This is a genomic window from Bacillus sp. JNUCC-21, from assembly GCF_041222765.1.
Lineage (GTDB): Bacteria > Bacillota > Bacilli > Bacillales > Bacillaceae > Bacillus > Bacillus velezensis.
The window spans coordinates 3,601,797-3,620,563 of sequence record NZ_CP166019.1 but is presented as its reverse complement, the minus strand read 5'-3'; the positions used below and the strand labels follow the sequence as shown (position 1 = coordinate 3,620,563).

20 protein-coding genes are annotated in these 18,767 nt (G+C 49.9%); 16 read left to right on the top strand and 4 right to left on the bottom strand.

All coding sequences use genetic code 11. From position 1 onward, the window contains the following. Window position 1: 1 nt before the first annotated feature. The 4 genes from JNUCC21_RS18400 to JNUCC21_RS18385 all read left to right on the top strand — a co-directional run bounded on the left by JNUCC21_RS18400 (window position 2) and on the right by JNUCC21_RS18385 (window position 5,258). A complete protein-coding gene (locus JNUCC21_RS18400) occupies window positions 2-196 on the top strand; it encodes a PspC domain-containing protein (protein WP_003151448.1) in 195 nt (64 codons plus the stop codon). After that, window positions 197-556 carry a phage holin family protein gene (locus JNUCC21_RS18395; protein ID WP_007407446.1) on the top strand — a complete coding sequence of 120 codons (360 nt, stop codon included), beginning with the start codon at window positions 197-199 and terminating at the stop codon, window positions 554-556. It begins immediately after the preceding gene. Window positions 557-649: 93 nt separating this feature from the next. Then, window positions 650-4,519, top strand: a complete 3,870-nt coding sequence (locus JNUCC21_RS18390; protein ID WP_369878391.1) for a metallophosphoesterase — start codon at window positions 650-652, stop codon at window positions 4,517-4,519. Between the two features lie 163 nt (window positions 4,520-4,682). Continuing rightward, window positions 4,683-5,258 (top strand): TetR/AcrR family transcriptional regulator, encoded by a 576-nt coding sequence (locus JNUCC21_RS18385; protein ID WP_150941452.1) that lies wholly within the window; start codon window positions 4,683-4,685, stop codon window positions 5,256-5,258. 145 nt (window positions 5,259-5,403) lie between these two features. On the opposite strand, the gene JNUCC21_RS18380 is transcribed toward JNUCC21_RS18385, so the two are convergent. The 3 genes from JNUCC21_RS18380 to nagA are packed head-to-tail and all read right to left on the bottom strand — an operon-like array spanning window position 5,404 to window position 8,061. Beyond that, the gene (locus JNUCC21_RS18380) at window positions 5,404-6,135 is read right to left on the bottom strand and encodes a GntR family transcriptional regulator (RefSeq protein ID WP_012118554.1); all 732 of its coding nucleotides are present in this window, start codon (window positions 6,133-6,135) and stop codon (window positions 5,404-5,406) included. 13 nt (window positions 6,136-6,148) lie between these two features. Beyond that, the gene (nagB, locus tag JNUCC21_RS18375; RefSeq protein WP_012118553.1) at window positions 6,149-6,874 is read right to left on the bottom strand and encodes a glucosamine-6-phosphate deaminase; all 726 of its coding nucleotides are present in this window, start codon (window positions 6,872-6,874) and stop codon (window positions 6,149-6,151) included. Further along, window positions 6,871-8,061, bottom strand: coding sequence for an N-acetylglucosamine-6-phosphate deacetylase (gene nagA / locus JNUCC21_RS18370; RefSeq protein ID WP_015240674.1), 1,191 nt, complete (start codon window positions 8,059-8,061; stop codon window positions 6,871-6,873). The genes nagB and nagA overlap by 4 nt, the downstream gene beginning before the upstream one ends. Window positions 8,062-8,230: 169 nt before the next feature. On the opposite strand from nagA, the gene hprK reads away from it, so the two are divergent. Genes hprK through JNUCC21_RS18350 form a run of 4 tightly spaced genes read left to right on the top strand, consistent with a single transcriptional unit; the run spans window position 8,231 to window position 11,188 of the window. Then, entirely contained in the window at window positions 8,231-9,163 is a 933-nt protein-coding gene (gene hprK / locus JNUCC21_RS18365) for an HPr(Ser) kinase/phosphatase (protein ID WP_003151456.1), read from the top strand. A gap of 14 nt (window positions 9,164-9,177) precedes the next feature. Beyond that, window positions 9,178-9,993, top strand: a complete 816-nt coding sequence (gene lgt, locus JNUCC21_RS18360) for a prolipoprotein diacylglyceryl transferase (RefSeq protein WP_025285343.1) — start codon at window positions 9,178-9,180, stop codon at window positions 9,991-9,993. Between the two features lie 25 nt (window positions 9,994-10,018). Then, window positions 10,019-10,669, top strand: coding sequence for a pyrophosphatase PpaX (gene ppaX, locus JNUCC21_RS18355; RefSeq protein WP_012118550.1), 651 nt, complete (start codon window positions 10,019-10,021; stop codon window positions 10,667-10,669). A 3-nt stretch (window positions 10,670-10,672) separates the two neighbouring features. After that, a complete protein-coding gene (locus JNUCC21_RS18350; protein WP_251248180.1) occupies window positions 10,673-11,188 on the top strand; it encodes an acyltransferase in 516 nt (171 codons plus the stop codon). 20 nt (window positions 11,189-11,208) lie between these two features. Here JNUCC21_RS18350 and JNUCC21_RS18345 read toward each other — a convergent pair whose 3' ends face one another. After that, entirely contained in the window at window positions 11,209-11,934 is a 726-nt protein-coding gene (locus JNUCC21_RS18345; protein WP_012118548.1) for a C39 family peptidase, read from the bottom strand. 241 nt (window positions 11,935-12,175) lie between these two features. Between JNUCC21_RS18345 and JNUCC21_RS18340 the strand changes: the two genes are divergently transcribed. Genes JNUCC21_RS18340 through hisIE form a run of 8 tightly spaced genes read left to right on the top strand, consistent with a single transcriptional unit; the run spans window position 12,176 to window position 18,587 of the window. Then, the gene (locus JNUCC21_RS18340; RefSeq protein WP_150941446.1) at window positions 12,176-13,348 is read left to right on the top strand and encodes an ATP phosphoribosyltransferase regulatory subunit; all 1,173 of its coding nucleotides are present in this window, start codon (window positions 12,176-12,178) and stop codon (window positions 13,346-13,348) included. Continuing rightward, complete coding sequence (gene hisG / locus JNUCC21_RS18335) at window positions 13,341-13,982, top strand: ATP phosphoribosyltransferase (RefSeq protein WP_012118547.1); 642 nt, start codon at window positions 13,341-13,343, stop codon at window positions 13,980-13,982. Before JNUCC21_RS18340 ends, hisG begins: the two co-directional genes overlap by 8 nt. Then, window positions 13,979-15,292, top strand: a complete 1,314-nt coding sequence (hisD, locus tag JNUCC21_RS18330; protein ID WP_043020613.1) for a histidinol dehydrogenase — start codon at window positions 13,979-13,981, stop codon at window positions 15,290-15,292. Before hisG ends, hisD begins: the two co-directional genes overlap by 4 nt. Next, window positions 15,258-15,842 carry an imidazoleglycerol-phosphate dehydratase HisB gene (hisB, locus tag JNUCC21_RS18325; protein WP_007614023.1) on the top strand — a complete coding sequence of 195 codons (585 nt, stop codon included), beginning with the start codon at window positions 15,258-15,260 and terminating at the stop codon, window positions 15,840-15,842. Before hisD ends, hisB begins: the two co-directional genes overlap by 35 nt. Beyond that, a complete protein-coding gene (gene hisH / locus JNUCC21_RS18320) occupies window positions 15,843-16,481 on the top strand; it encodes an imidazole glycerol phosphate synthase subunit HisH (protein ID WP_007407432.1) in 639 nt (212 codons plus the stop codon). Further along, window positions 16,478-17,215: a 1-(5-phosphoribosyl)-5-[(5-phosphoribosylamino)methylideneamino]imidazole-4-carboxamide isomerase gene (gene hisA, locus JNUCC21_RS18315; protein ID WP_085342342.1), complete on the top strand. Its 738-nt coding sequence runs from the start codon at window positions 16,478-16,480 to the stop codon at window positions 17,213-17,215. Before hisH ends, hisA begins: the two co-directional genes overlap by 4 nt. Continuing rightward, the gene (gene hisF / locus JNUCC21_RS18310) at window positions 17,212-17,970 is read left to right on the top strand and encodes an imidazole glycerol phosphate synthase subunit HisF (RefSeq protein ID WP_007407430.1); all 759 of its coding nucleotides are present in this window, start codon (window positions 17,212-17,214) and stop codon (window positions 17,968-17,970) included. Before hisA ends, hisF begins: the two co-directional genes overlap by 4 nt. Next, window positions 17,967-18,587, top strand: coding sequence for a bifunctional phosphoribosyl-AMP cyclohydrolase/phosphoribosyl-ATP diphosphatase HisIE (hisIE, locus tag JNUCC21_RS18305; protein WP_094032518.1), 621 nt, complete (start codon window positions 17,967-17,969; stop codon window positions 18,585-18,587). Before hisF ends, hisIE begins: the two co-directional genes overlap by 4 nt. Window positions 18,588-18,767: the final 180 nt, after the last annotated feature.

Sequence of the window (18,767 nt, the reverse complement as noted above, 5' to 3'; positions counted from 1 at the left end):
GATGAAAAGACTTTACCGTTCAGAAAAAAACCGTAAAATCGCCGGCGTCGTCGGCGGTTTGGCGGAGTACATCAATATGGATGCGTCGCTTTTGCGCATTATAACCGTTGTATTAGCGCTTGTCACGAGCGGAATCGTGCCGATTGTATATATTATCTGGTGTTTTGTTGTACCTTTAGAAGGAGATTTGAAATAAATGATCAAATGGGCAGTCAGCATTTTAGTAAATGCTTTATTATTAATCGTTATCGCGGGATATTTTGATTCCGTCCATATCAGCAGTATCGGAGCGGCTGTCATCGCCAGTGTGATTCTTTCTGTGTTAAATGTGCTGATCAAACCGATCATCGTCATATTGACATTGCCCGTCACGGTTGTGACCCTCGGCCTCTTTCTGTTTGTCATCAACGCCATTACGTTAATGATGACCGCAGCCTTGATGGGAGACAGCTTTCAGATTGATGGGTTCGGCACCGCCATTTGGGCATCCGTCGTGCTGTCCGTTTTCCACTTGCTGATCCAAAAAGGCATATTGGAGCCGCTTAGAAAAAGGTAAAAAACGAGCTGTCCCGAGAGGGCAGCTTTTTTATGTGTGATTTACATAAGCGGCAGTCTCCTGACGCAACATAATGCATAGGGAGGTAATGAGATGAAACTTGTGATGACGCTCTTTTTTCTGATTGGTTTGCTTTGTGTGAGTCCTTCTGCGGATGCGGCGCGCAAAGAATCGGCAATCCCCGTGAATCAGCAGGAATTCGGACAGCCGCCTCATTACATACCGCTTCTGGAGAATCCTCCCCAAATCGAAGTAAAGGCGGAAATGAAAAGAAACCTGTTCATACAGGCTCATGTACGGAATGCTGACTATCAAGCGTTTTCGGCGTTTCTTTTTTATAAACAAAGCAATGAGCTGGGGTTTAAAATGGTGCCGATGGAGCCCGCGCCAGGCGCAATCCGGCTGTTTACGGCCCAGATTTCAAAACGGGATATCTGGAATGGAGAATTGGAATATTACCTCGTTTTCACCAACGGCAGACAGCGGGCGGAATCGGAGAAAAAGCGGCTGAAGCTGGACGGCTATCAAGCCGATTTGAATCATATTCCCGAGCTGTTGATTACGGAGCTTGCGGTTGATACGAAAAATGAAGACGGCGCTGATGCCTATGAATTTATCGAGGTGTATAACACGACGGACAGGCCCATTCATTTTAAAGACTACCATATCCGCTACCGCTATCCGAAGGAAGGGCCGGAATCAGACATGATATGGAGGCCGAAAGAAGATACCGTCATTCCGTCAGGCGGGACTCACGTGTTTTGGCTGAGACGCGCCGCATCAGGACTGACGATAGATGATTTCAACCGCTATTACGGGACACGCCTGAAGGAGGGAAAACATCTCGCCGTCATCGAAGGGACGGACGGAATGTCCAACGGCCGCCCGCGTACGGTGGTGCTGTCGGCAAATACCGGAAAGGGTATCGCCTCAGCGCATTACCGGAAGCACGCTTTCCGCCGGCTGACTTCTTTGCTGTACAAATATCCGCTGAACGGAACGGGAGAATTGCTGAAGATCTCCACGAGCGAGCATAAGCCGTCACCGGGCTCTGTTTTTCAGGCGCAGATCCCGCAGCAGAAAAGGGTGATAAAACCCGACAAGGAAAAACCGGTCATCGAAGACCTTACAGACAGAAAGCCCGTCCGGCCCGCTGAAAGCATTGAATTAAAGGCTGACATAAAAGACAAAAACCTTGTCAAAACAGCCGCGTTTTATTACCGGACCAATGAGAAAAAACCATTCAAACGAATTCTGGCCGAAAAAGACCGCAACGACAGCTTATACCATCACATTCTTTATTCCCCGGAACTGCTCGGCCAGGATCAGCTTGAGTATTATATCGCAGCCAGTGATGGAGAAAATGAAGCAAAAACGCCCGTCAAGATGATTGACATTGAACAGACGAGCAAATCACACGGACTCAGAATGAATGTTGAACCCGAAGATACGATATCCGGCACCTATCTGCTCAAAGCGACTTCGGACGTCAGCGCCGATAAGATCAAGCTGTGGATTGACGGCAAGCGGCAGGAGACCCGGCCGGCGCTGGAAAAAGAGGTCTATTTCGCCTTCGATGCCCGGAAAACGAATCTTTATTTTCAAAACACCGTCATAATGGAAAATGAGGTGCTGCACATTTTTGACGATCCGTCTCACCGCTACAGAACGCACTCGGTTCTCCTTCCGGAACGTCTGCTGCAAAAAGGGGGCAAAACGCAGAAAGTATCCATCCGTTCGGGCTCAAAGGTTTCTCCGTATGACACGGGAGAGAATCGAGATGATTTTGTGGTGAAACATGCCCGTCTGGTGCTTTCGGACGGAACGGTGATCAAAGACGGGAAGACGGATCCGGCTGAGCAGCTGTTTATCGGTGACGGCAGGCGGGCGAATCAGCAGAAGACCTTCTCATTCAGCCTGCCGGATCATTTGTTTACGTCACGGCTGCTGCCGTGGAACACGGCGAAGCTTTCTGAAGGCTATCACCATATTTTTGTTAGCGACGGTGAGGAGCAGCTGAGCCAATCTGTGCGGGTGGACAATACGGGGCCGAAGATTGTCCCGGGTATCAAAGAAGGCGCGGCGCTGAAAGGTAATGTTGAGCTGAATGCGGACATCCGTGACAAATGGAGCAAAGTGGAAGAGGTCAAAGCGTTTTTGGACGGAGAAAGCATTACGCTCCCGCATCACACGTCATCAGCCGATCTCAAGCCCGGAAAACATACCCTTACCATTATTGCGGCAGACCTTGCCGGAAATGAAACAAGGTCCGTCCGCACCTTCCATATCAAACGGGAGGAGCCGAACCAGCCGGAGCTTGCGGATCAAAAAATCGGCGCCCACAAAGCAAAGCTGTCCGTCCGGGTAAAAGACCCGACGAAGGATGACATGAATGTATCATTTTATCGCGGCTTCCGTTATACCGCGCGGAATCCGGGCAGCGTGAAAGTGTATAAACACGCCTCATTAACGGAACCGCCGAGGGGCATAAAAGAAAATGAAATGCCGTTTACCCTGCCGGAAATGAACCGCATCTCGGCAAATGACGGAAAAACCGTATCGGCGGAAAGTGTGGAGCGTTTTCCTTATCACCGATTCGAAGTCTCCGTTGACCCGTCTATCGACGAAACGGATCTGGCCGAGGCGGTCTGGAAAGGAAGCTCTCTGCCCGGCCGAAAGGTAACCATGTATATTTGGAATTACCGGACAAGCTGCTGGCAGGAGGCGGACAGCGTTCTTGCCAAAGATAAAAAGCCGTTTACATTAAAAGCCGCCGTTTCCGCAGCGGATGTGGTGAAGAACTCAAAAATGAATGTCATCGTGCAGGATCAAATACCGGCGAAAGGCAATTACACGTTTGTCTGGATGTCGGATACACAGTATTACGCACAAGGGCACCCGCACATTTTTGACAAAATGACAGAGTGGATCAAAGAAAATAAGGAAAAGCACAATATTAAATATGTCTTTCATACCGGCGATATCGTCGATGATTCAATGGTGATGAAACAGTGGAAAAACGCCGATCACTCCATGCGGACACTTGACAAGGCGGGGATTCCGTACGGAGTGCTTGCCGGCAATCACGACGTCGGCCATAAAGACGGCACATACCGAACCTTCGGGGATTTCTTCGGGAGCCGCCGGTTTGAACAGAACATGCATTACGGCGGATCATACAAAAATAACCGCGGACATTATGACCTGCTGTCGGCAAGCGGGAACGATTTTATTATGATTTATATGGGCTGGGGCATTGCAAAACAAGAGATTGACTGGATCAATCAAGTGCTGAAGAGGTATCCGGACCGAACCGCTATCTTATGCTTTCATGAGTACTTGCTTGTCAGCGGAAATCGAAGCCCGATCGGGGAAACGATCTATCGAAAAGTCGTCAAGCCGAATCGCAATGTGGCGATGGTATTAAGCGGCCATTACCATAACGCCATGAAAAAAACCGATGCGCTTGACGATGACGGGGACGGAAAACCGGACCGCCTCGTCCACCAAATTCTGACCGACTACCAGGACGGTCCGGAAGGGGGGCAGGGCTTTATGCGCATGATGCAATTCGATCAGGCCGCCAATCAGGTTCACATGTTCTCCTACTCGCCGTACACGGATGACATCAATTACTATGACACCGATCTGTTCGCTGATAAAGACGAATTCTCAGCAGAAATGGATTTACAGCCGAAGAGGAAAAGGGTAGCGACTGATTATTTTGAATGCAACGTTTATACGAACGAACTGCTCGGTCATAAAAAACACGTAAAAAGCGGAAAAACCGCAAATTGGGTCTGGGACGGCCTGCAGCCTGATTCCGTTTATTACTGGTACACCGTCGTTAAGGACCCGTACAACGGCAAAACAATATCACCGCTGTGGATGTTCAAAACGGGAAATACGCCGTATCGCCCGGCTCCGGATCAGTTTGATTTTAGGCATGCCTCAAACCCATAATGAAAAAATACATCCTGCTGATCGCTCAGAAGAAAATCTGACGGTCAGCAGGTTTTTTGTGCGTAAATGGCGGCGCCCTGCTGTGATAAGTGCTTTTGACTTTTTTATGTCCCTTTTCTATACTAAAATCGATTGGTTTTCGTAATATGCAGGAGGAAACATAATGAACAGTAAAACCGGGACAAAAGAAAGAATTATTCAAACCTCTGCATATCTTTTTCAGATTCAGGGATATCATGCGACTGGTTTGAATCAAATTATAAAAGAGAGCGGAGCACCCAGAGGGTCTGTGTATCATCACTTTCCAAATGGAAAAGCAGAACTCGCCATTGCGGCGATCAAATATACGGGAAGATGCGTTGAAAAGCAAATACAGAATAGTATGTCTCAATTCGCGGACCCTATAGAAGCGATTCAGCACTTTATTCATGTAACGGCTGAACAGTTTAATGATCCGCAGAATATTGAGGGCGTGCCGGTTGGATTGCTGGCGGGTGAGACCGCTCTGATCAATGAAACGTTAAGATGCACATGTGTTGAGGTTTTCAAGAAGTGGACGGATGTGTTTGCGGCAAAATTTCTTGAGCATGGGTTTGAACGAGAGGAAGCGGAGAAGCTCGGGATGACAATCAACTCGATGATTGAAGGCGCAATCATGTTTTCGCTGGCTCATAAAAACAAAGAACCGCTGCTGCTGATTTCAAAGCAGGTTCCGTATATTGTCCAAAACAGAGGATAGCATTTTAGTACTCTTTTCTTTATAAAAAATAGATACCAGAACCACAGCCTCTTCGTTTTGCCAGAGTCATAGAGACCATTCACCGGCTTGATTTGAAAATGGCAGATCAAAAAAACATCTCCAACCCGTAACGGTTGGAGATGTTTCATTTCACCCTGTCCATATAGTGCACGAATGTGTAGCGGTCGCCTCTGTAGGCGGATTTGACGTGCTCAAAGGCAGTGCCGTCCTGCAGATAAGTGGTCCGCTTGATATAGAGGACGGGGGCGCCGGGCTGGATACCGAGCAGCTCAGCTTCTTCCTCGGAAGCGGCTCCCGGTTCAAGCTCTTGTTTTGCCCGTGAGATCGGCATCTGATTGTACGCTTCAATATGCTCATACATGGATGATTGAAAATGGGAGGCGTCCAGTTTTCCCGCCTTGTCAAACGGGATGTACGAGGCCTCAATCGCCATCGGGATATCATTTGCCAGCCGGACGCGGATGATTTTATGAAGCGTTGCCGGATAGCCGCATCCCAGGATAGAAGATAATTCTTCCGTCGCCTGAATCAGCTGGTATTCGGCAAGTCTGCTCCCCGGCTTCATGCCCCGGCTTCTCATATCTTCCGTAAAGCTTGTCAGCCCTTGAAGCGGCTGTTCCATCTTCAGTTTGCTGACGAACGTTCCCCGGCCTTTCTGCCTGTATAAAAATCCTTCATTCACCAGATTGGAAAGCGCTTGGCGGACCGTCATTCGGCTGATGCCGAATTGTTCGGCGTATTCCCGCTCCGACGGAAGCAGCGCATCCGCTTTCAGCTCGCCGTTTTTGATTTGTGTTTTTAATTGTTCCATAATCTGAAAGTAAATCGGAATCGGAGATTGTTTATCAATCTGCATAGGTCAAATCCTTTCAATCGCCGCCCGCAGCCTTTTCATCAATCAAGACCGTCACATCCGGATGCGCGTGCAGGGCGGAGGCGGGGAATGCTTCGCTGATGCGCCCGTCCAGAAGCTGCTTCACCGCTTGGGCCTTGCTTTTTCCGGATGCCATGATCAAAATCCGTTTGCCGGACAAAATCGTCCCGATCCCCATTGTCAGGGCTTTTACAGGGACTTGATCAATTGACGGAAAGTACCGCGCATTCGCCTGTCTTGTCTCTTCATTCAGCTCAACGACATGGGTTCGGGATTCAAATGGCGTCCCGGGTTCATTAAAGCCGATATGGCCGTTGTGTCCGATGCCTAAAAGCTGTATATCCGCTCCGCCGAGTGTTTGAATCAATCGGTCATATCGTCCGCATTCGGCATCAAGATCGTCTGCCCGTCCGTCAGGGAGAAAGTGGCGGTCCTTTCGGCTGTCGATATGTGCAAAAAAATGTGTATTCATATAATAATGATAGCTGTTTTTGTCCTCGGGAGAAAGCCCGGCGTATTCATCAAGGTTGATCGTCGTGACATTCCGGAATGACAAGCCTTCTGAGCGGTGCATCCGCACAAGTTCTTTATATACGCCTTCAGGAGTGCCTCCCGTCGCAAGGCCGAGAACGGCATCCGGCTTTTGTTTCACTGTTTCAGCGATAATCGATGCGGCTTTTTCACTTAATTCTTCATAATGTCTGCATGTGATAACGTTCATGTCCAATCAGCCTCCCTTGAGATATATGCGGTGTTTCCGCGGCAAATCGTTGCCAGCACGCCGCACTGTCCGTCCGTCAGAACAACGTCGGCGTCTTTTCCTTCGGCGATGCTTCCTTTACGGTCGAATATGCCGAGGCGGCGGGCCGCATTTGCCGATGTCATATTTGCTATATCCAGCCATGAGCAGTTTGTAAACCTGCGCATGAGCGCCGCGCCTTCATTCATTTTTAAAATGGAACCGGCCAGCGTCCCGTCAGAGAGAAGCGCCGTGTCCCCGCGAACGGTGACTTTTTGTCCGCCGAATTCGTATTCTCCGTCCTTAAGCCCTTTTGCCCGCATGGAGTCTGTAATCATGATCAGGTTTTTGCTTCCTTTCGCCAAATAGGCAAGCTTAACGGCCAAAGGATGGGAATGAATGCCGTCGGTGATCAGCTCCGCCGTGATGCGGCCGCAGGCGAGAGCCGTACCGATGCCCCCCGGCTCACGGTGATGAAAGGAGCTCATGGCATTGAAGAGGTGCGTCATATGCACTGCCCCGGCATCCGCCGCTTTTTGTAAAAGCTCGGCTCCTGCGTCTGTGTGTCCCATTGACGGGATGATGTTTTGGTCTTTTAAATAACGGATCAGGCTGAAATCAGGATCTTCTTCCGGCGCAAGCGTCACGATTTTGATCAGCCCTCCCGAGAGCCGCTCCCATTTCTGAAAGAGCCCGGCATCAGCAGGAGTAATCCATTGTTTTGGCTGTGCTCCCGCCTTTTTCGGAGAGACAAACGGTCCTTCTAAATGAATGCCGATCAACTCAGCGCCTTTTTGGACCTGCGGTGAGGAAGACGCCCATTTTTTGGCGTTGACGAGCGCTTTTTCAATGTTTTCGTGCTGCTGTGTGATCGTTGTCGCTAGAAAAGAGGTTGTTCCTTCTTCGGGCAGCCGGGCGGACATTGTATCAAGAGCTGCAACATCAGCATCCATCGTATCCGCGCCGTATCCGCCGTGAATATGGATATCAATCATTCCGGGAAGCGCATACGAGCCCGCGGGCGCCTTCCATTCCTTCTCATACATTTCTTGCGGTCTTGTTTTCCCCGCGTAAGAAATGATGCCGTCCTTTATACCGAGAAAACCGTTTCGGATGATTTCTTCTTCTGTTACGATGTCCGCACCGCTGATTAACAAGCTTTCAGCCACTTTAAAACACGCCTTTCTGGTTAGTTGTTAGTTTTATTTTACTCTTTTTCAGACTAGTTATCTAGACCAGTTATGCCGGAATTGTATAAATCTGTTTTGGTTCAGACGGTAAAGTGATAAAATATAACTGTTCAAAGCTCGGAACATCCCAGAACAGGAGGAACATATCTTGGCAAAGGTTCGGACCAAAGACGTAATGGAGCAGTTCCATTTAGAATTGATCAGCGGAGAAGAAGGGATTAACCGCCCGATTACGATGAGTGATTTATCACGGCCCGGTATTGAAATCGCCGGTTATTTTACATATTACCCGAGAGAACGGGTGCAGCTTTTAGGAAAAACGGAGCTGTCGTTTTTCGATCAGCTTCCCGAGGAAGATAAGAAACAGCGGATGAAATCGCTGTGCACCGATGTGACGCCGGCTATCATACTTTCCAGAGATATGCCGATCCCGCCGGAGCTTGTAGAAGCTTCCGAGCAAAACGGCGTGCCTGTGCTCAGATCCCCTCTGAAAACAACCAGGCTGTCAAGCAGGCTGACGAATTTTCTTGAGAGCCGCCTCGCGCCGACAACGGCCATTCACGGCGTGCTTGTGGATATATACGGCGTCGGCGTGCTCATTACGGGAAAAAGCGGCGTCGGTAAAAGTGAAACGGCGCTGGAGCTTGTCAAACGAGGCCATCGTCTTGTCGCGGATGACTGCGTTGAAATCCGGCAGGAGGATCAGGATACCCTTGTCGGGAACGCGCCTGATCTGATTGAGCATCTGCTCGAAATCAGGGGGCTCGGCATTATAAATGTCATGACGCTGTTCGGAGCGGGCGCCGTCAGAAGCAATAAAAGAATTACAATCGTCATGGACCTTGAGCTTTGGGAGCAAGGGAAACAATACGACCGTCTCGGACTTGAAGAAGAAAAAATGAAAATCATTGATACGGAAATTACAAAACTGACCATTCCTGTCCGCCCGGGGCGGAATCTCGCCGTTATTATCGAAGTTGCGGCGATGAACTTCAGATTGAAGCGGATGGGCTTAAATGCTGCCGAGCAATTCACGAATAAGCTGGCGGATGTCATTGAGGACGGCGAACAAGACGAATAGGAGTTGGCAATGATATGAATGAAGCAGGAACACCAATCAATCCGATTGCCTTTCAGCTCGGGCCATTATCCGTGCACTGGTACGGAATCATAATCGGCGCGGGCGCGTTATTAGGGCTTTGGATGGCCATGAGGGAGAGTGAAAAGCGGGGGCTGAAAAAGGACATTTTTATTGATCTTGTTCTTTTCGCCATCCCGATCGCAATCATTTGCGCAAGGGCATATTATGTGCTTTTCGAGTGGAGCTATTACTCGGAACACCCCGGGGAAATCATTAAAATTTGGAAAGGAGGCATTGCAATTCACGGCGGATTAATCGGCGCGATCGCGACGGGAATCGTCTTTTCAAAAGTAAGAGGCATCTCATTCTGGAAGCTGGCGGATATTGCCGCGCCGAGTATTCTGCTCGGCCAGGCCATCGGGCGCTGGGGGAACTTTATCAACCAGGAGGCTCACGGTGAAGCGGTCAGCCGGTCATTTTTGGAAAGTCTGCATCTTCCGGATTTCATCATTAATCAGATGTACATAGACGGACAATATTATCACCCCACGTTTTTGTATGAATCGCTGTGGAGTTTTGCGGGCGTCGTGATTCTGCTTCTGCTCCGCCGCGTGAACCTGCGCAGGGGCAATCTATTTTTGACGTATGTGATCTGGTATTCGATCGGCAGATACTTTATTGAGGGAATGCGGACGGACAGCCTGATGCTTACGAGCCAGCTTCGGATCGCGCAGGTCATTTCCATTGTGCTGATTGTTCTCGCAATTATTTTAATGATTTTCAGACGCATGAAGGGGTATGCCGATCAGCGGTATGCCGACACGGACTGACGCCTGAAATCGGAAAGGACATAAGATGACTGATAAACGTGTAACCGCCATTTTATTTGATCTCGACGGCACGCTGATTGACACGAATGAACTGATTATCGCTTCTTACCTTCATACGCTTGATCATTATTGCCCGGGGCAGTTCAAAAGGGAAGATGTGCTTCCGTTTATCGGCCCGCCCCTGTATGAAACGTTTTCAGGCATTAATGCTGAAAAGTGCGATGAGATGATCAGCATGTACAGAGCATTCAACCATGAAAAGCACGATGAGCTCGTCACGGAGTACGAAACGGTTTATGAAACGCTGGATGAATTGAAAAAAGCGGGCTATCAGCTCGGGATTGTCACCACAAAGCTGAGGGATACAGTCAATATGGGATTGAAGCTGACAGGCATCGGGGCGTTTTTCGATACTGTCGTCACGCTTGATGATGTAAAGCATCCGAAGCCTGACCCCGAGCCTGTGCGGCTTGCGCTCAGCCGGCTTGGGTGCGATCCGTCGGAAGCCATAATGGTCGGTGACAATTATCACGATGTCATGGCGGGAAAAAACGCCGGCACGAAAACAGCCGGCGTCGCGTGGACGATTAAAGGCGCACAGACGCTTTCCGCCTATGAACCAGATTATATGCTCGAGAAAATGAGTGATTTATTGCACATCACCGGAGTGAAGTAATCCGTGAGAAAAACAGACCGCCATCCGATTTCAGGTGCAAATTCATTGTGGCATGTTTATCAGACGGTTCCCTTTCTGAAGGTGATGAAAAATTTCATCATCATTCAGATCGCAAGGTATACGCCGTTTTTAAGCGTGAAAAACTGGCTGTACCGAACCTTTTTGAAAATGAATGTCGGAAAACAGACGTCATTCGCGCTGATGGTGATGCCGGATATCATGTTTCCCGAAAAAATCACTGTCGGAAAAAACAGTATCATCGGCTACAATACGACGATTTTGGCTCATGAATATTTAATACATGAGTACCGGACCGGTTTTGTCACAATCGGTGACGAGGTGATGATCGGGGCAAACACAACCATTCTGCCCGGCGTCACCATCGGGAGCGGAGCCGTTGTATCAGCCGGCACGCTGGTGCACAAAGATGTCCCGGCCGGGGCGTTTGTCGGAGGAAATCCGATGCAGGTGATCTATACGGCCGAAGAAATGAAAGAACGAATGGGAAAACCCCGCTGATTAACGTCAGCGGGGTTTTTTTATGACTTGATCACAATGGCCTGGCTGCCCATCTGCTTCCAGGCTTTTTCAAAGTCAGACCGATCTGTTTTTCTGTTTTTATAGCCGTAAGGATCATTGACGTATACATAATCGTGATCATAACCGGTGACGGCTACGCTATGCATGCTGAACGTAACGTCGATCTTTCCGTTCGGCGTATTCCAAGTCTGCATATTATCAACCGGCTTAAAGGATGTGGTGGTAATCACCCAGACCGGCCGCCCTTTTTCAAGCTGGCGGTACACTGAAGAAATGTCTTTTCCCGTCAGATCGTATACTTTGTTTCCCGCATATTCTTTGGCGAGTTTATCAATCGGCTCATGATAAACGCCTAAACCCGGGCCGTTTTCCATATCTCCGGCAAATCCTTCATTCGGATCTCCCTTCAGCCCGCTGCTGTATGTGAGCGGAACTTTATTGATTTTATCCGCCAATGTATTTTTTGACACATGATATCCGGCATTGTTCAAAATCATGGCAAGGCTTGTCACCTCACAGCCATTGTACAGTCTGGGAGAATCCATCTGTCTGTACAGAACGACATTCAGCGGTGACGCGCTCCCTTTTAACGGTGTTTTCTCATCAGGCTCGTCGGACTGCTGATTGAAAAAATTCAAATGAATATCGTTTGTATAGATGTTATATCCCAGATAGACAAGGACGGCTGTCAGAATCAGCACACATAATGTTCCAAGCGTCTTCATTATCAATTCTTCTCCCTTGTTTCTGTTGAAGCTATTCTATGTATTATAGCACTTCTGCTCAATATGATTCGATCGTTCCGATATGTTTACAGGTTTGTTCATTCTTTAGCCATGTTTATGGAAAAGAATAGGCGGACATTGGGCGTTGCAATTCATTCTTTTATCTGCTAACATATTATCATATTAGCGAACTAAAGGATTCGGAATTTTCCTTCAGAAAAAGCGGAGGTGTAAAAGGCAAATGTTTATGTTTGAGAAACCGCATGGCATGAGAGATACGCTGCCCGGTTTATACGAAGCAAAGAAAAAAGTCCGTTTCACACTGACGGATTTAATTGATAAATGGGGTTATCAGTTTATGGAGACGCCGACCCTTGAATTTTATGAAACAGTAGGCGTCCAGTCAGCCATTGAAGAACAGCAGCTGTTTAAGCTTCTCGACCAGGACGGAAAAACGCTTGTGCTTCGGCCTGACATGACCGGACCGATTGCCAGGGTGGCAGCGTCTAAGCTGCACAAACACAATCATCCGCTCAGAGCGGGGTATGCGGCAAACGTCTATCGCGCTCAGGAGCGGGAAGGCGGACGTCCGGCCGAATTCGAACAGGTCGGCGCGGAGCTGATCGGCGACGGATCAACAAGCGCGGACGCCGAGGTGATTGCGCTGGCGGCCGGCGCTTTGAAAAACGCGGGATTGCACCGGTTTAAAATCGCGATCGGCCATGCCGGACTCGCTGATGAGCTGTTTGTCGAGGTTCTGGGCAATGCTGAGCGGGCGGATGTTCTGCGGCGCTTTCTCTTTGAGAAGAATTACGTGGGATACAGGGAACATGTCAAATCGCTTCCGCTTTCGTCAATAGACAAAAGCCGGCTGCTCGCACTTCTGGAATTGCGAGGCGGGAAAGAGATCTGCGCCAAAGCGGAGGAGATCATCGGCATCTCCGGACAAAGCTTGATTCAGGAGCTGGAAGACCTGTGGGACATTCTTGAGGATTACGGATGTGCCAAGCATATTCGCCTTGATCTGAATATGGTAAGCCATATGAGTTATTACACGGGAATTTTATTCGAAGTGTATGCGGCAAATGTCGGTTTTGTCATCGGAAGCGGCGGACGCTATAACAATCTTCTCGGCCATTTCGGCAGTCCCGCTCCCGCCACGGGTTTCGGGCTCCGTATCGACAGGCTGATTGAAGCGCTCGGCATCCAGGAAGAAACTAGTGAAGCGGATGCCGTGATTTTCAGCAAGGAGCAGCGGGCGCAGGCCATTTTATTCGCGGAGGAAGAAAGGGCGAGAGGCAGAAAAGTCGTCCTGCAGGATCTGGCGGGCATTGAAAATATCGATCATATGACAAAATCATTCGCAAACGTCACATACTTTATCGGTGCCAGAAAGGAAGAGCAGAATGGGTAAGGTACTCACAATGGCAATGCCAAAAGGACGGATATTCGAAGAAGCGGCCGGGTTGCTGCGGCAGGCCGGGTACAGGCTGCCCGAGGAGTTTGAAGAATCGAGAAAGCTGATCATTGACGTTCCTGAAGAAAATCTCCGCTTTATTCTGGCAAAGCCGATGGATGTCACGACTTATGTCGAGCATGGCGTCGCTGATGCCGGTATTGCCGGAAAGGATGTCATGCTTGAGGAAGAGCGTGACGTGTATGAGGTGCTCGATCTGAAAATCAGCAAATGCCATCTCGCCGTTGCGGGGCTTCCCGGAGCGGATTGGAACGGAGTCGCCCCGAGGATTGCGACGAAATATCCGAATGTTGCGTCAAGTTATTTCAGAGAGCAGGGCGAGCAGGTGGAAATCATTAAGCTGAACGGTTCCATTGAATTGGCGCCTTTAATCGGGCTTGCTGACAGAATCGTAGATATCGTATCAACCGGGCGGACATTAAAAGAAAACGGTCTCGTTGAATCAGAACATATTTGTGACATCACATCGCGTTTTATCGTCAATCCGGTCAGCTACCGTATGAAGGATGATGTAATCGACGAAATGGCGGCCAGGCTGGCCAGGGTTGTGGAAGGAGAAACGGCACAATGAAAATAACCGCAGTAAATAGAAGCGAGCGGTTCTCACTGAAGCGTTCCATCGACAGCGGAACCGAAGAGCAGCGGAAAACCGTCAGGGGGATTATTGAAGACGTCAGACAAAACGGTGACAAAGCCGTTTTGGCCTATACAAAAACATTTGACGGCATCAGCCTGAACCAAATGGCCGTGAGTGCAGAGGAAGTCACCGAGGCGTACCGTCTGCTTGATGATCAGCTGCTGGAAGTGATCAGACAGGCGATTGCCAATATTAAAGAATATCACGAACGCCAGCTGCAATCCTCGTGGTTTTACCATCGCAAAGACGGCACGATGCTCGGGCAGAAAATAACGGCGCTCGATTCCGCGGGCGTATACGTGCCGGGCGGGACGGCCGCTTATCCGTCTTCCGTTTTAATGAATGTCATCCCCGCTCTCGCTGCGGGAGTGGAACGGATCGTTCTCGTCAGTCCTCCGGGAAAAGACGGCCGCCTTTCGCCGGGCGTTCTGGCGGCGGCGTCTGAGCTCGGCATAAAGGAAATTTACAAAGCGGGAGGCGCGCAGGCGATTGCCGCGCTCGCTTACGGAACCGAAACGATACAGCCTGTTGATAAGATCACGGGCCCCGGCAATATATTTGTAGCACTCGCGAAGCGCGAAGTCTTCGGCGTTGTGGATATTGACATGATTGCCGGGCCCAGTGAAATCGTGGTCCTGGCAGACGATACGGCGGTGCCCAAAGAAGTCGCCGCTGACCTGCTTTCACAGGCCGAACACGATACGCTCAGCTCAAGCGTGCTTGTCACCGACTCACGGAAGCTTGCCGAAGCCGTATCAGATGAGGTGGATAAACAGCTTCAGACCCTGCCGCGCAAAGAAATCGCCGAAGCGTCGATCAAGGATCACGGCCGCATTTATATCGCGGAATCGATGGAAGATGCGGTGGACACGGTGAATGCGCTGGCGCCCGAGCATTTAGAAATCATGACGCATTCGCCGGAGGCTTTGCTTGGAAGCATCAGACACGCGGGGGCGATTTTCTTAGGGCGATACAGCGCTGAACCGGTCGGCGATTATTTTGCCGGACCGAATCACGTTTTGCCGACAAACGGAACGGCGCGGTTTTCAAGCCCGTTGAATGTAACAGATTTTCAAAAGAAATCGAGCATCATCTCATACAGCCGGAAGGCATTTGAAACGCACGCGGACAGCATTTCCGCCTTCGCGAGACTGGAAGGGCTTGAAGCGCACGCAAGATCGATTGAAGCGAGAAACGGAGGAATGACCGATGAGAAAAGCGGAACGCGCCAGAACAACAAATGAGACCGATATTAAGCTGGCTTTCGAAATAGATGGAGAAGGAAAAGCCGACATCAGCACGGATGTGCCGTTTATGACTCATATGCTTGATTTGTTCACAAAGCACGGGCAATTCAATTTAACTGTTGACGCAAAAGGCGATACGGAGATAGATGATCACCACACGACTGAAGACATCGGCATCTGCTTAGGGCAGGCTTTTTTGGAGGCGCTCGGTGATAAAAAAGGGATCAAACGGTACGGATCAGCGCTGGTACCGATGGACGAAGCGCTCGCCCAAGTCGCCGTAGACCTGAGCAACCGGCCGCACCTTGAGATGCGCGCTGCATTTCCGCAAGCGAAAGTCGGAACGTTTGATACTGAGCTGGTACATGAATTCTTATGGAAACTGGCGCTGGAAGCGAGAATGAATCTGCACGTCATCGTTCATTACGGCACGAATACGCATCATATGATAGAAGCCGTGTTTAAGGCGCTTGGCAGAGCGCTGGACGAAGCGTCATCCATTGATCCGCGTGTCAAGGGTGTGCCGTCTACGAAAGGAATGCTGTAAATGATCGGTGTAATTGATTACGGTATGGGCAATTTATTCAGCGTGTCGAAGGCGCTGGAACGCGTCGGTGTCCCGTATGTCGTATCAGACCGGCCGGAAGAGCTTGAAAAAGCGGATGCTTTTATTCTCCCCGGTGTCGGATCATTCAGTGACGCCATGGACAATTTACGCAGCGCGAAGCTTGATCAATTCATACACCGTATGGTTGACGAGGGGAAGCTGCTCCTCGGCATCTGCCTCGGCATGCAGCTCATTTTCGAAGAAAGCACCGAAAACGGCTCTGCAAAAGGACTTGGTTTATTAGCCGGAAAAGCTGTGAGACTCAAAGACAGAGATGCCGAAGGAAACAAGCTGAAGGTGCCGCATATGGGCTGGAACCGGCTGACGTTTCACCAAACGTCTCCTTTGCTTTCGGAAGCGGAAGAAGGCTTCGTTTACTTTGTCCATTCCTATTATATAGACGGGATGGAAGACGGCGATCTTCTGGCAAGCGCTGAGTACGGCGTTCGTGTTCCGGCGGTCGTCGGGAAACGTAATGTCTTCGGTGCACAGTTTCACCCGGAAAAAAGCGGCACGGCCGGAATGGCGATCTTAACGCAATTTACAAAAATGGCAGCGGAACAGAAGGTGAAGAAATGAACGCTTTTACATTATATCCGGCAATCGATATGAGAAACGGCAAATGCGTCCGCCTCATTCAAGGCGATTACGGCAAGGAAACGATATACGGTGACTCTCCTTTAGACATGGCGGCGCAATTTGCACAAGAAGGCGCCGAATGGATTCATCTCGTGGACCTTGACGGCGCGAAAGCAGGCAGGAAAGTAAACGACAGGCATGTTCTTGACATTGCGCGGCAGCTTGATGCCAAAGTCGAGATCGGCGGCGGGATCCGTTCTGAAGCGGATGTATACGGTTATTTATCACAAGGTGTTGATCGCGTTATTCTCGGCAGCTCGGCCGTTTCCGATCCGGCATTTGTGAAGAGCATGCTGAAACAATACGGCGGCAAAATCGCGATCGGTCTTGATGCAAGGAACGGATATGTCTCGACGGAAGGCTGGCTGGAAACATCCTCGGTAAGGGCGGCCGATCTGGGCCGTGAATTGGCGGCCGAAGGAGCGGAAACCTTCATTTTCACGGATATTGCAACTGACGGCATGCTGTCAGGACCGAACATCGAAAGCACCGTTCAGCTCGCAAAAGCAACGGGAAAAACCGTCATCGCTTCAGGCGGAGTCAGCTCAGTCGCCGACCTCAAAGCACTGGCCCGCTTCAAAGACGCCGGCGTATCGGGAGCGATTATCGGAAAAGCGCTGTATGCAAAACAATTTACATTGGCCGAAGCGCTCAGCGGGGTGAAGGACGCATGATCACGAAACGAATCATTCCGTGTCTCGATGTGAAAGAAGGCCGCGTCGTCAAAGGCATTCAATTTCTCGGGCTGAAAGATGCGGGCGATCCTGTCGAGCTGGCCGAAGCTTACGACAGAGAGGGCGCTGACGAACTTGTTTTTCTCGACATTTCCGCCTCTCACGAAGGCCGCAAGACGATGACAGACGTCGTAGAACAGGTTGCGGCAAAACTGGCGATTCCGTTTACGGTCGGCGGCGGAATCAATCAATTAAGCGATATGAAACGAATGCTGCGCGCCGGCGCTGACAAGGTATCCGTTAATACAGCGGCCGTCCTCCGCCCCGAGCTGATTACGGAAGGAGCAGATTTTTTCGGCTCGCAATGCATCGTAGCGGCGATTGACGCAAAGTATGATGAAGATTCGGATTGCTATAAAGTGTACACGCACGGCGGCAGAAAGAAAACCGAGTGGGAAGTCACGGCCTGGGCAAAAGAAGCCGTCAGCCGGGGAGCGGGTGAAATCCTGCTGACAAGCATGGACGCAGACGGTGAGAAAACAGGCTTTAATCATACGCTCACACAGCTTGTCACACGTGCCGTCCCGGTGCCCGTCATTGCGTCAGGGGGAGCCGGCAGCGCGCGCCATATGCTTGAAGCCTTCACGATCGGTGAAGCGGACGCCGCGCTTGCAGCTTCCATTTTCCATTACAAAGAGACATCTATAAAAGAAGTGAAAGATTATATGAAGAAACACGGGGTGAATGTGAGATGAAACGGGCAGATGAACTGCGGTTTGACGAGGCCGGACTGATTCCCGCCATCGTGCAGGATGCGGCAAGCAAAGAAGTACTGACACTGGCTTATATGAATCGTGAATCCTACGAAAAAACGATAGAAACGAAAGAAACCTGGTTTTACAGCCGTTCACGCGGGGAGCTGTGGCATAAAGGAGCGACGTCGGGGAATACCCAAAAGGTGAAAGCCATCCGCTATGATTGCGATCAAGATGCTCTTGTCGTGCTTGCGGAGCCTTCAGGACCCGCATGCCATAAGGGAAGCTACAGCTGCTTTTCTCCGGAAAAAGCGGATGCGCAGGATCGTTTCGGCATCTTAAATGAACTGGAAAGCGTAATCGCCAAACGGCAGGCGGAGATGCCTGACGGAGCCTACACAACGTATCTGTTTCGGGAAGGCGTCGATAAAATCCTCAAAAAAGTCGGCGAAGAAGCCGCAGAGGTTATTATCGCCGCGAAAAACCGCGACCAAGAAGAATTAAAATGGGAAGCGGCGGATTTGCTGTATCATTTGCTCGTTCTTCTGCGTGAGCAGTCGCTTCCTTTGGACGACGTGCTTGACGTCCTTGCAAAACGCCATTCAGCATCTGAGTAAAACAAACCTCACGGAGAGATCCGTGAGGTTTTTAATCTGTCAAACTTAAACATTCAATTAAATATTCCTTATTTCCGCAACCGGAGGCAGATGAATTTGATAATATTGACTAATAGAGTTTATTTTGGTTTTTATCAAAAATATACGTTTTGTTCATATTCCGTTCATGCACATCCGTTA